Here is a 12,527-nt window from a genome sequence, read left to right as displayed (position 1 = left end):
GGTACCGCCGAGCCGAACAGCACGGTGACCCTCACCGACGGCAGCGGTAATCCGATCGGCCAGGCAACGGCCGATGGCAGCGGCAACTGGAGTTTTACACCGGGCAGCCCGTTACCCAACGGCACTGTGGTCAACGCTACGGCGAGCGACCTGGCCGGCAACACCGGCCCGGCAGCGACGGTCACCGTCGACTCCAGCGCGCCAGCTGCGCCAGTAATCAATCCGAGCAACGGCGTGACCATCAGCGGTACAGCTGAAGCCGGTGCCACCGTGACCCTGACCGATGGTGGCGGCAGCCCGATCGGCCAGATCACCGCCGATGGCAGCGGTAACTGGAGCTTCACCCCTGGCACGCCGTTGGCCAACGGCACCGTGGTGAACGCCACTGCAACCGATCCGACCGGCAACACCGGTCCGCAGGCTTCCACCACGGTAGACGCGGTGGCCCCGGCCGCACCAGTGGTCGAGCCAAGCAATGGCATGGAAATCAGCGGTACTGCCGAAGCCGGCGCAACGGTCATCCTCACCGACGGTGGCGGCAACCCGATTGGCCAGACCACCGCCGACGGCAGCGGCAACTGGAGTTTCACTCCAGCCACACCGCTGGCCAACGGCACGGTGGTCAACGCCGTGGCCCAGGACCCGGCTGGCAACACCGGCCCGCAGGGCAGCACCACGGTGGATTCGGTTGCACCCGCCGCGCCAGTGGTCAATCCGAGCAACGGCGCCGTGCTCAACGGTACCGCCGAGCCGAACAGCACCGTGGCCCTCACCGACGGCAGTGGTAATCCGATCGGCGAAGTCACCACCGACGGCAGTGGCAACTGGACCTACACCCCGATCACGCCGCTGCCCGATGGCGCCGTCGTCAACGCCACGGCNACGGCCGATAGCAGTGGCAACTGGACCTACACCCCGACCACGCCGCTGCCCGATGGCACCGTGGTCAACGCCACGGCGACCGATGCTGCCGGCAATACCAGCAATCCTGGTAGCACTACCGTGGACTCGTCGCTGCCGTCGATTCCGCAGGTCGAGCCGAGCAACGGCTCGGTGATCAGCGGTACCGCCGATGCAGGCAACACCATTATCCTGACCGATGGCAACGGCAACCCGATCGGCCAGGTCACCGCCGACGGTAGCGGCAACTGGTCGTTCACACCCGGCATACCGTTGCCGGATGGCACCGTGGTCAACGCCGTGGCGCGTAACCCCGGTGGGACCGAGAGTGCGCCAGCGGTCATTACCGTGGACGGCGTGGCGCCGGCCGCGCCAGTGGTCGAGCCAAGCAATGGCACGGAAATCAGCGGTACTGCCGAAGCCGGCGCGACTGTCATCCTGACCGACGGTGGCGGCAACCCGATCGGCCAGACCACCGCCGACGGCAGNACTGCCGAAGCCGGCGCGACTGTCATCCTGACCGACGGTGGCGGCAACCCGATCGGCCAGACCACCGCCGACGGCAGTGGCAACTGGGCCTTCACGCCTGTGACGCCGCTGGTCAACGGCACGGTCATCAATGCCGTGGCCCAGGACCCGGCTGGCAATACCAGCGGGCCAACCAGCGTCACGGTTGATGCCATCGCCCCAGCCGCACCGATCATCAACCTGAGCGACGGCAGCAGCCTCAGCGGTACCGCCGAGCCGAACAGCACCGTGACCCTCACCGATGGCAGCGGTAATCCGATCGGCCAGGCGACGGCCGATGGTAGTGGGAACTGGAGCTACACCCCCGCGACACCGCTGGCCGACGGCACTGTGGTCAACGCCACGGCGAGCGACCCGGCCGGCAATACCGGCCCAGCCGCGACGGTCACCGTCGATTCCAGCGCGCCGGCTGCGCCGGTAATCAATCCGAGCAACGGTGTGACCATCAGCGGTACCGCTGAAGCCGGTGCTACCGTCACCCTGACTGATGGCAGCGGCAACCCGATCGGCCAGATCACCGCCGATGGCAGCGGCAACTGGAGCTTCACCCCTGGCACGCCGTTGGCCAACGGTACTGTGGTGAACGCCACGGCGACCGACCTGACCGGCAACACCGGTCCGCAGGCTTCCACCACGGTGGACGCGGTGGCCCCGGCCGCGCCAGTGGTCGAGCCAAGCAATGGCACGGAAATCAGCGGTACTGCCGAAGCCGGCGCGACTGTCACCCTGACCGACGGTGGCGGCAACCCGATCGGCCAGACCACCGCCGACGGCAGTGGCAACTGGGCCTTCACGCCTGTGACGCCGCTGGTCAACGGCACGGTCATCAATGCCGTGGCCCAGGACCCGGCTGGCAATACCAGCGGGCCAACCAGCGTCACGGTTGATGCCATCGCCCCAGCCGCACCGATCATCAACCTGAGCGACGGCAGCAGCCTCAGCGGTACCGCCGAGCCGAACAGCACCGTGACCCTCACCGATGGCAGCGGTAATCCGATCGGCCAGGCGACGGCCGATGGTAGTGGGAACTGGAGCTACACCCCCGCGACACCGTTGCCCGACGGCACTGTGGTCAATGCCACGGCGAGCGACCCGGCCGGCAATACCGGCCCAGCCGCGACGGTCACCGTCGACTCCAGTGCGCCAGCCGCACCGGTAATCAATCCGAGCAACGGCGTGACCATCAGCGGTACAGCTGAAGCCGATGCCACCGTCACCCTGACCGATGGCAGCGGCAACCCGATCGGGCAGACGACCGCCGACGGCAGCGGCAACTGGAGCTTCACCCCTGGCACGCCGTTGGCCAACGGCACCGTGGTGAACGCCACGGCGACTGACCCAACCGGCAACACCGGTCCGCAGGCTTCCACCACGGTGGACGCGGTGGCCCCGGCCGCACCGGTGGTCGAACCGAGCAACGGCAGCGAAATCAGCGGCACCGCCGAGCCGGGCAGCACTGTCACCCTGACCGATGGCAGCGGCAACCCGATCGGCCAGACCACTGCCGACGGCAATGGCGACTGGAGCTTCACCCCGGCCACACCGCTGGCCAACGGCACGGTGGTCAACGCCACGGCGACCGATCCAGCTGGCAACACCAGCGGGCAGGGCAGCACCACCGTTGACGCCGTAGCCCCAGCCGCGCCGATCATCAACCCGAGCAACGGGGTGGTGATCAGTGGTACCGCCGAAGCCGGCGCCAAGGTGATCCTCACTGACGGCAGCGGCAACCCGATCGGCGAGACGACCGCCGACGGCGGTGGCAACTGGGCCTTCACGCCAGGGACGCCGCTGGTCAACGGCACGGTCATCAACGCCGTGGCCCAGGACCCGGCCGGCAATACCAGCACCCCAGCGACCAGCACCACGGTGGACACAGTCGCCCCCGGCCAGCCGACGATCGACCCGAGCAACGGGGTGGTGATCAGTGGTACCGCCGAAGACGGGGCCAAGGTGATCCTCACCGACGGCAGCGGCAATCCGATCGGCGAGACGACCGCCGACGGCAGCGGCAACTGGTCGTTCACGCCCGGTACGCCGCTGGCCAACGGCACGGTGATCAACGCCGTGGCCCAGGACGCGGTCGGTAACACCAGTGCCCCAGTGGTCAGCACCACGGTAGACGCGGTCGCCCCCGGCCAGCCGACGATCGACCCGAGCAACGGTACCGAGATCAGTGGTACCGTTGAAGCCGGGGCCAAGGTGATCCTCACCGATGGCAGCGGCAACCCGATCGGCGAGGCGACCGCCGACGGCAGTGGCAACTGGGCCTTTACGCCTGCAACCCCGCTGGCCAACGGCACAGTGATCAACGCCGTAGCCCAGGACCCGGCCGGCAATACCAGCGGGCCGACCAGCGTCACCATTGACGCCATCGCCCCGACGGCGCCGACGATCGACCCGAGTAACGGTACCGAGATCAGTGGTAGCGCTGAGCCCGGCGCCACCGTCATCCTCACCGATGGTGACGGCAACCCGATCGGCCAGACCACCGCCAACGGCAGTGGCGACTGGAGCTTCACCCCGGCCACGCCGCTGGCCAATGGCACAGTGGTCAACGCCGTGGCCGAGGACGCCGCCGGCAACACCAGCGGCCCGGCCAGCACCACGGTTGACACGGTGGCGCCGTCGGCGCCGCTGCTGAGCATCAGTGCCGACGGTGCGCTGCTGACCGGTACCGCCGAGCCGAACAGCCAGGTGCGCATCGTGATCGACGGCGATACCGCCAACCCGATCACGGTGAATGTCGACGGCAGCGGCAACTTCAGCCTGCCGTTCGCGCCGCCGCTGATCACTGGCGAGCTGATCGCCGGGGTCGCTGTGGACGCTGCCGGCAACCTAAGCGGTCCGGCGACGATCAACGCGCCGGACCTGGCACCACCGACCATCAGCGTGCCGGAGGCCGCCGATAGCTGGATCAACGCTGCCGAGATCAGCGACGGTATCCAGGTCGACGTGGCGATCCGTCCGACCATGCAAGTCGGCCAGGTGATCACCGTCGCGTTCGCCGGGCAGAACGGTTACGAGACGCAGGCAACGCATACCATCACCGCCGGCGATATCCTGGCAGGCAGCGTCACCGTGACCATTCCCCCTGGTGATGGCATGGGGCCGTTCCCGGAGGGCGCTTCGACCGTCACTGCCGATATCAATGGCGGTAGCGCGTCGAACCTGGTGCCGTTCACTGTCGACACCGTCCCGCCTGCGACGCCGGTGCTGTCGCTGGTGGGCAGCATCCTGACCATCTCCACCGATCCGGGAACCGAACTGACGGTCACCGTGGACGTCGGCGGGGTCACCGCCACCGCCACGGTGACTGCCGACAACAGCGGGCTGGCGTCACTGAACCTGCTCACCGACCTGGACATCGACCTTACCCTGGACCAGTTGCTCAATGCCCAGGTCTCGGTGATCGGCCAGGACCCGGCCGGCAACCCGAGCAATGTGGCGACCATCGGCGTCGGTAGCAGCATCGAACAGCCAGTTACCATCGGCAACTTCGGTGTCGATGTCAGCCTCAACCCGCTGAGCCCGCGGTTCGGCTTCAGCGGCACCACCGAGCCTGACTCCAGCGTGGTGATCCGTGTCATCACCCCGGCGCTGAATGTCGAGCTACTGCCGATCCAGGCGGACAGCTCCGGCAACTTCTCGCTGAACCTGCTGAGCCCGACCGTCCTCACCCAGTTGGGGTTGAACATCACCGATATCCTCAACCTCGGTTCGCAGATCTCGTTCAACCTCGTCGCTACCGACACCAACGGCAACGACAGTGCGGCCTACGGCATCACCCTGACCCCCAACGGGCTGTCGCTGAACATCGGCCAGATCGACGTCAACGGTACCGCCGGGGACGATGTCATGTCCGGGGCGAACGGTAGTTCGGAGCACATCAACGGAGGTGATGGCAGCGACCTGATCTTCAACGTGGGGACCGGCGACCAGGTAGTGGCCGGCGACGGCAACGACGCCATCCAGATCACCGCGACCGACTTCACCAGCATCGACGGCGGTGCGGGCTTCGACACCCTGATCCTGGCCGACGGCATCGATCTCGACTACAACGCCGTCGGCGTCGGTACGCTCTCCAACATCGAGCGTATCGACCTCGGCAGGGGCGACTCGGGGAGCGTGCTGACCCTGACCGCGGCGGAGGTCGACGCCATCACCGATGGCAACAACATCCTGCAGATCACCGGCGAGAACAATGACACCCTCAACGTGGTGGGTGCCGTGAATACCGGGACCACCCAGCAGGTCAACGGCATTACTTACGATGTCTACAACTTTGGCAGCAGTACCCTGCTGATCGAGGACAACACGGTACAGGTCGTGGTCTGATGCGCGGCCTGTCCGTGCTCAAGGGAAAGCGCCGTGGCGCGGGAGCCCTGTGGCTCCTGTGCCTCGGGCTGCCGTTGTCCGCCGCGGCCATCCCTCTCGACCAGGCGGTGCGGGAGGGATTGGCGATCCACCCCCAGGTGCGTTCGGCGATGGCTGAAGCGGATCGTGCGGGCACCGAGGTGGAGATCGCCAAGGGCGGCTATTACCCCTCTGTCGCCATGTCCGGAGGGCCGCAGGAGTTCGACGTTGGCGAGGTCGTCTACGACGTCACCGTATCGCAGATGCTGTATGACTGGGGACGGGTGACGAGCAAGGTCGACAGCGCCAGTGCAAGCCAGCGCAAGCTGTCCGAGGCGGTGCTGGTGGCGCGCGACGATGCGGCGCTGGATATCGTTGAGACGTATCTCGACGTGCTTGCCTCGGAGCGCCGGGTGGAGACGGTGCGCCAGCACATCCAGCGCCTCGACGGCATCCGCGAGATGACCCAGGCACGCGGTAGCGACGGTTACGCCGACCGCAGCGAACTGGACCGTGCCAACCTCGAGCTGTCGCGCGCCCAGGAACAGCTGTCGCTGGAAAAGGGCAACCTGCAGGACGCGCGCAACCAGTATGCGATTCTGGTTGGCCAGGACCCTTCCGAACTGGTGGAACCCGAACCGATGTCGCTGCAGCGCTACCTGGCTGCCAGCGACGTGGCGCGGGTGATCCGCGAGTCGCCGTTGCAGCGCAAGGCGTTGGAGGACGCCAATGTGGCCGAGGCGCAAGTCCGCGAGGCCAAGGCTTCGCTGCTGCCGCAGTTGAACCTGGAGGCCTCCGCGCTGCGCCGGGAGATTGGCGGTCGGCCGGAAAGCGACTCGGTGATGTCACTGCGCTTTCGCATGGACACCTTCCAGGGGCTTTCCAACTTTCGTCGGCCGACCGCTGCGCAACAGCGCCTGGAGTCGGCGCGATGGACGGCCGATGCGATGCAGCGTGATATCCGCCGGCAGTTGCAGACGCTGTTCGACAACGGTGACACGCTGCGCTGGCGGGAACAGTCGCTGAGCCAGCAGGTGACAGAGTCGGAGCAGGTTGGCGAGCTGTACCGCGAGCAGTTCGAGGTCGGCCGGCGCGACGTGATCGACTTGCTCAACGTGCAGCGTGAACGGTTCGAGGCCGAGCGGCAGTTGATCAATCTGCACATCGAGCGCAAGCGCATCGAGTACCGGGCGGCCGCGCAGGTCGGGCTGCTGGGGGCACTACTGGAGAATCGGTTGAATCATGGAAGTTGAACAATCCCCGGATAATGTCGTGACCCTGAACCACGACGACCCGCTACGCCAGGGCCTGCTGCTGTTGTGCAGGCAACTGGGCCGGCCACTGGGCGACGCCGAACTGGTCGACGGCCTGGCACTGGAGCACGGACGCCTGCCGCTGCGCCTGGTCGCTCGTGCACTGCGCCGCGCCGACATCACTGCCAAGGTCGCGGAGCTGCCGTTGCAGCAGATGGACGCCTACCTGCTGCCGGCCCTGCTGCTGCTCGACGATGGCCGCAGCCTGCTGCTGGTTGGCGTCGAGGACGAGCAGTGCGAGGTACTGGTGCCGCAGAGCGACGGTGGCAGTGAATGCATGGCGCTGCCCGCTCTGGAGGCGCTTTACAGTGGCACCGCGGTGTTCGCCAAGTGCCGCTACCGCCCCGACGGGCGGGTGGGCGACTACGCCAGCGGCCTGCCGGAACACTGGTTCTTCGGGCCACTCAAGCGGCTCTGGCGCTCCTATGCGGAAGTCACCGCGGCGGCCCTGGTGGCCAACGTCCTGGCCGTCGCCTCGGCGCTGTTCGCCATGCAGGTATACGACCGCGTGGTGCCCAACGCAGCCTTCGATACCCTATGGATACTCGCCAGCGGCGTGGCCCTGGCGATCATCGTCGACGGGATATTGCGGATCCTTCGAGGGCATTTGCTCAACGTGCTCGGCAAACGCCTCGACCTGCAACTGTCGAGCCTGCTGTTCGCTCGCGTGCTGAGTACCCGGATCGCCGCCAAACCGGCGTCGATGGGGGCGTTCAGCACCCAGGTGCGTGAGTTCGAGTCGGTCCGCGAGTTCTTCACTTCGTCAAGCGCCGCGCTGATCAGCGACCTGCCGTTCGTGGTCATCTTCCTGTTGATCATTGCCGTGATCGGTGGCCATGTGGTCTGGGTGCCGCTGGTGGCCTGCTTGTTGATGCTGTTGCCGGGGCTGCTGACCCAGCGCCTGCTGGGGCACCTGTCGCGGCAAAACCTGCGCGAGGGGGCGATGAAGAACAGTGTACTGCTGGAAGCCTTCGAACACCTGGAGACGGTCAAGGCCGCGCGTGCCGAAGGCCGCTGCCGCCAGCAGTGGGAGACGCTCACCGGGGAACTGGCCGGTACCGCGATGAAGACCCATGCCCTGGCCTCGACCCTCAGTTACTCGGCCAGCATCGTCCAGCAGCTGTGCTATGTCGGGGTGGTGGTGTTCGGTGTCTACCGGATAAGCGACGGGGCGATGACCGTCGGTGCCCTGGTGGCCTGTTCGATCCTTGCCTCGCGGGCCATCGCCCCCTTGTCCCAGGCTGCCGCCATCCTCGGCCGCTGGCAGCACACCAAGGTGGCACTGGAGGGCCTCGACCAGCTGATGTCGGCCGAGCAGGAGCGCCCGGTCGGCAAGCGCTTCGTGCACCGCGAGCGGCTCCACGGGCATTACCGCCTGGAGGCGCTGCGCCTGGCCCACGGCGACAGCCCGCCGGTGGTCGACGTGCAGGCGTTGAGCATCCAGGCCGGCGAGCGGGTGGCGCTGCTTGGCGGCAACGGTGCCGGCAAGTCGACCCTGCTGCGGCTGCTCAGCGGCCTGCTCGACGCGCAATCCGGCCGGCTGTTGCTGGACGACATCGCCCTGAGCCAGCTCGACCCGGCCGACCGCCAGCGTGGCATTGGCTACTTGCCGCAGGACGTGGCGCTGTTCCACGGCAGCCTGCGCGAAAACCTCAATCTGGCGAACGCCGCGCTGGGCGACGAGGAACTGCTGGAAGCCCTCGATGGCGTAGGGCTGGGCACCTTCGTACGCGTTCATCCGCTGGGCCTGGACATGCCGATCCTGGGCAACGCCAGCCTCTCCGGCGGCCAGCGCCAGGCGGTGGGGTTGGCCCGGGTAATACTGCAGGACCCGCCGATCCTGCTGCTCGACGAGCCGACCGCGGCCTTCGACCAGAACAGCGAGAAACAGGTTATCGACTACCTGCAGAAGTGGCTGGGCCGGCGCACCCTGATCATTACCACCCACAAGAAAAGCGTGTTGGCGCTGGTGGACCGTGCAGTGGTCCTGCGCAACGGCCAGGTGATCATGGACGGCCCACTGAACCAGGTGGTGCTGGGCAATCAGGTGCAGGCGCCGCAGGTCGCCGAAGGAGCTGGCCATGGCTACTGAAATGTGCTCTGTACCGCTGCGTCGGCAGTTGGCCGATCCCTTGCTGGCGACCACTCATCCGGTCTATCGCCCGCTGCTCTGGACTTTGCTCGGCAGTGTCGTGCTGTTCGTTGCCTGGGCCGCCTGGGCGGAGCTCGATGAGGTGACGCGCGGCGACGGGCGCGTAGTACCGTTCAGCCGTATCCAGAAGATCCAGAGCCTGGAAGGGGGCATTCTCGACCGTCTGCTGGTGCAGGAAGGTGACCTGGTGGAGGTCGGCCAGCCGCTGCTGCGCCTCGACGAGACGCGTTTTCTCACCAATTTCCAGGAGTCGGCCAACCAGGCCGGGGTGCTGCGGGCGGCCATCGCCCGGCTTGACGCTGAGGTGCTGGGCAAGGCGACCATCGAGTTCCCCCCGGACATCGATCCGCAGGGGCCGCTGGCGCGTTCCGAGCGCGAGCTGTTCAAGTCGCGGCGGGACAAGCTGCTCGAAGGCAGCCAGGCGATCCAGAGGCAGATCAGCCTGGCCCAGAGCCAGCTCGACCTGGTCCGCCCGCTGGTGGCCAAGCGTGCGGTGAGCCAGATGGAGGCTCTGCGGCTGAGCCAGGACATTGCTACCCTCAACGGCAAGCTGACCGAGCTGAAGAGCAGCTACTTCCAGGACGCCTACACCGAGCGCTCACAGCGCAAGGCCGACCTCAGTGCGCTGGAACCGATAGTCCAGCAGCGCCAGGACCAGTTGCGCCGTACCGGGATCGTTTCGCCGGTGCGTGGGCGGGTCAACACCGTGTTGATCAACACCCGTGGCGGGGTGATCCAGCCCGGCGAGGCGATCATGGAAGTGATTCCGGTGGAGGACCGCCTGCTGGTAGAGGCCAGGATCAAGCCGCGCGACGTGGCCTTCCTGGTGCCGGGCATGCCGGCCAAGGTGAAGATCACCGCCTACGACTTCAGCATCTATGGCGACCTCAAGGGCACCCTGGAGCAGATCAGCGCCGACACCATCGAGGAGGACACACCCCACGGCAAGGAGTCGTATTACCAGGTGCTGATCCGCACTGACGGTAGCCAGCTCAGGCGCGGCGAGGAGGTGCTGCCGATCATTCCCGGCATGGTTGCCGAGGTGGATATCCTCAGCGGCAAGCGCAGCGTCCTCAATTACTTGCTGCGCCCGCTGATCAAAGCCCGTCTCTATTGAGCCGTGTCGCAGCGTATGCAGCCAGGCGTTTGGAACGGGAATTGCTGCTTCCCTGAAAACCTGTGCATTTGGGGATACGGCCATGTTTCCAGAAGATCTGTACGTCATGTTCCTCTTCGCCGTTGCCGTGCTGGCTCTTGATGTGGCAGCCATCGTGCTCTACCGGGGGGCCAAGCCCTGACCCCGCGTTTGGGGACTTTCACCCTCAACCGGGTTTTGGTCTACAGTGCTGGGACGTCTCTCGTGTAAGGACACAGACATGGCAAAGCGTCGATGGGCAGTTATCGCGACCTCAATCGCGCTGGCAGTGGGGCCTGCGCTCACTTATGCCGACCCGGGTAACGGTAAAGGGCAGGGCCATGGCAAGGGCCAGCACGGTCAAGGTCACGGTGCCGCGTATGGTGGCCCGTCGATCAACCGTGGCGATGTGCTTGGCATTCTCGACGGGCACCGCAACTACTGGAGCGCAGGGCCGGCGCTGCCCCCCGGCATCCAGAAGAACCTGGCCCGTGGCAAACCACTGCCGCCGGGTATCGCCAAGAAGCTGGATGGCAGGCTGCTGGGGCAGCTCCCTCATTATGATGGCTATGAATGGATGCAGGCGGGTGCGGACTTGATTCTGGTGGCAGTCGCTACAGGGATCATCTACGAGGTGTTGAACGGCGCGCTGGATTGAGCTGGCGCAATCCCTGTGGGAGATCGCCCAGCCTTTGGGCTGCGCTGTCGCGTAGGGAACCGAGTTCGCACGCGGTGCGCGTATCCTGTGGGAGCGGCTTTAGCCGCGAAGAATCCAACGCGGTGCATGGCACCGGCTGCGCCGGTGTTCGCGGCTAAAGCCACACACACACAGAGGCACTGCTAATTCAATGAGTGATGTGCAGTTCCATGAGCGATCACCCAGCCCTTCCGGGCTGCGCATGACTTTAGATCTGCACTGACATCGAGATCTAGAACAGCATTCGACGACTGTGAACTGACAGCGCAGCCCAAGGGGCTGGGTGATATCCCACAGGGTCAGGTGTTCTCATGCACTTGCAGCACTGAACCCTTGTCGTCCGTCACCAGCAATCCGCTGGTTTGCCTGCCTTCTGTCTGCTGCTCGGCGAGCGGCACATCGGCATTGCGAAAAATGCTATGGCCTTGTTCACCGGTCTTCAGGGTGACAAGTTTGCCATTCTGATAAAAGAAGCGCGTGCTGGCGGTGTTCTGTTGCATGGCGGGTGCTCCGATGTCGGTGGGAGTTACACTTTCTCAGCGTACGCTCATCCACGCCACTGGCAGAAATATCAGGTGGTGCCCTGCAAACCCTGGCAGGCATCGTCCCATCAACTTTGGTTGATTGGTATCTGGTTGTAACCACCCGTTAGAATGCAGCGTATCCTTGATGGTCAATTGCAAATGCCTACGTTTCGTATCTTTCTCGCTTCTGTGCTAGTTGCCAGCCTTGCCGGCTGCGCAACCCCTGGCAAACCCACTGCCAGCAAGCTGACCCACAAATCACCCCAGCAGTATGCCGCCTGCGTACTGCCCAAGTGGCAAGCGCTGTCGCCGCAGGCCACGCAGAAATCGATCGCCCACGGCTACCGGCTGACGGCACCCAGCGCCGTGGCATCCGACGATGTGCTGGACGTAGTCGATTCTCGCGAGGGCAGCCGCGCGACGTTCTACAAGGGCAGCTTCCTGTCTGGCGACAAATTGCGCCAGGCTGCCAAGGAATGCCTGGACTGAATCAGTAGCCCGAGCCGCTAGAGCCGCCCATGCTGGGCAGACGGGTCTTGCGCTGGGCATTGCTCCACTCGGCGCAGGTCATGAACGCGGTATTGTCCACTTTGCCGGCGCCGTCGAAGCTGACGCTGTAAGGTTGCCGGTTGTCGGCCTTGCTCAGCATGTAGTCGAAGCAGGTGCCGGGCACCACGCTGCGCGCGGTCTCGGCATCGGGCTTGCCGCCGATCTGCACGACCTGGTCTTTGCTCATGCCGGTGTCTACTTTGGCCACCAGCGGTTGGTCGTGGTATAGCGCGGAGTTGGAGGAGCAGGCGGATAACGCGATCAGTGCGAAGATCAGCGCGTGAAAGGGTTTGTGCATGGCAGTGCTCCGGTAGAGGATGCCGATGAGGGCAGGTGCTGCGGATCGTGGAGCTGCTGGCGCAGCCCATCGCCA

The 12,527-nt window shown here is 65.7% G+C and carries 8 protein-coding genes; 6 read left to right on the top strand and 2 right to left on the bottom strand.

Annotated elements, in window-relative coordinates; translation table 11 throughout:
• The 5 genes from FQ664_RS15515 to FQ664_RS15495 form a co-directional block, all read left to right on the top strand.
• On the top strand, window positions 1-5,766 hold a 5,766-nt coding region (locus FQ664_RS15515), incomplete at its 5' end, for an Ig-like domain-containing protein (RefSeq protein ID WP_144173053.1).
• Window positions 5,766-7,037: a TolC family protein gene (locus FQ664_RS15510; protein ID WP_144173052.1), complete on the top strand. Its 1,272-nt coding sequence runs from the start codon at window positions 5,766-5,768 to the stop codon at window positions 7,035-7,037. The genes FQ664_RS15515 and FQ664_RS15510, both read left to right, overlap by 1 nt.
• Window positions 7,027-9,189: a type I secretion system permease/ATPase gene (locus FQ664_RS15505; RefSeq protein WP_144173051.1), complete on the top strand. Its 2,163-nt coding sequence runs from the start codon at window positions 7,027-7,029 to the stop codon at window positions 9,187-9,189. The genes FQ664_RS15510 and FQ664_RS15505 overlap by 11 nt, the downstream gene beginning before the upstream one ends.
• Window positions 9,179-10,366: a beta-barrel domain-containing protein gene (locus FQ664_RS15500; protein WP_144173050.1), complete on the top strand. Its 1,188-nt coding sequence runs from the start codon at window positions 9,179-9,181 to the stop codon at window positions 10,364-10,366. The genes FQ664_RS15505 and FQ664_RS15500 overlap by 11 nt, the downstream gene beginning before the upstream one ends.
• A 259-nt stretch (window positions 10,367-10,625) precedes the next feature.
• A complete protein-coding gene (locus FQ664_RS15495) occupies window positions 10,626-11,042 on the top strand; it encodes an anti-virulence regulator CigR family protein (RefSeq protein ID WP_144173049.1) in 417 nt (138 codons plus the stop codon).
• A gap of 338 nt (window positions 11,043-11,380) precedes the next feature.
• On the opposite strand, the gene FQ664_RS15490 is transcribed toward FQ664_RS15495, so the two are convergent.
• Entirely contained in the window at window positions 11,381-11,581 is a 201-nt protein-coding gene (locus FQ664_RS15490) for a hypothetical protein (protein ID WP_144173048.1), read from the bottom strand.
• A gap of 153 nt (window positions 11,582-11,734) precedes the next feature.
• On the opposite strand from FQ664_RS15490, the gene FQ664_RS15485 reads away from it, so the two are divergent.
• Complete coding sequence (locus tag FQ664_RS15485; RefSeq protein WP_144173046.1) at window positions 11,735-12,094, top strand: hypothetical protein; 360 nt, start codon at window positions 11,735-11,737, stop codon at window positions 12,092-12,094.
• A 1-nt stretch (window position 12,095) separates the two neighbouring features.
• On the opposite strand, the gene osmE is transcribed toward FQ664_RS15485, so the two are convergent.
• Window positions 12,096-12,452, bottom strand: coding sequence for an osmotically-inducible lipoprotein OsmE (gene osmE, locus FQ664_RS15480; RefSeq protein WP_144173045.1), 357 nt, complete (start codon window positions 12,450-12,452; stop codon window positions 12,096-12,098).
• Between the last annotated feature and the right edge of the window lie 75 nt (window positions 12,453-12,527).

Source organism: Pseudomonas persica (genome assembly GCF_900291015.1).
Lineage (GTDB): Bacteria > Pseudomonadota > Gammaproteobacteria > Pseudomonadales > Pseudomonadaceae > Aquipseudomonas.
This window is presented reverse-complemented; position numbering and strand designations above follow the sequence as displayed.

Excerpts from the sequence above, each read along its gene's own strand:
- FQ664_RS15510 (WP_144173052.1), top strand. The coding sequence starts at position 5,766 with ATGCGCGGCCTGTCCGTGCTCAAGGGAAAGCGCCGTGGCGCGGGAGCC.
- FQ664_RS15505 (WP_144173051.1), top strand. The coding sequence starts at position 7,027 with ATGGAAGTTGAACAATCCCCGGATAATGTCGTGACCCTGAACCACGAC.
- FQ664_RS15500 (WP_144173050.1), top strand. The coding sequence starts at position 9,179 with ATGGCTACTGAAATGTGCTCTGTACCGCTGCGTCGGCAGTTGGCCGAT.
- FQ664_RS15495 (WP_144173049.1), top strand. The coding sequence starts at position 10,626 with ATGGCAAAGCGTCGATGGGCAGTTATCGCGACCTCAATCGCGCTGGCA.
- FQ664_RS15490 (WP_144173048.1), bottom strand. The coding sequence starts at position 11,581 with ATGCAACAGAACACCGCCAGCACGCGCTTCTTTTATCAGAATGGCAAA.
- FQ664_RS15485 (WP_144173046.1), top strand. The coding sequence starts at position 11,735 with ATGCAGCGTATCCTTGATGGTCAATTGCAAATGCCTACGTTTCGTATC.
- osmE (WP_144173045.1), bottom strand. The coding sequence starts at position 12,452 with ATGCACAAACCCTTTCACGCGCTGATCTTCGCACTGATCGCGTTATCC.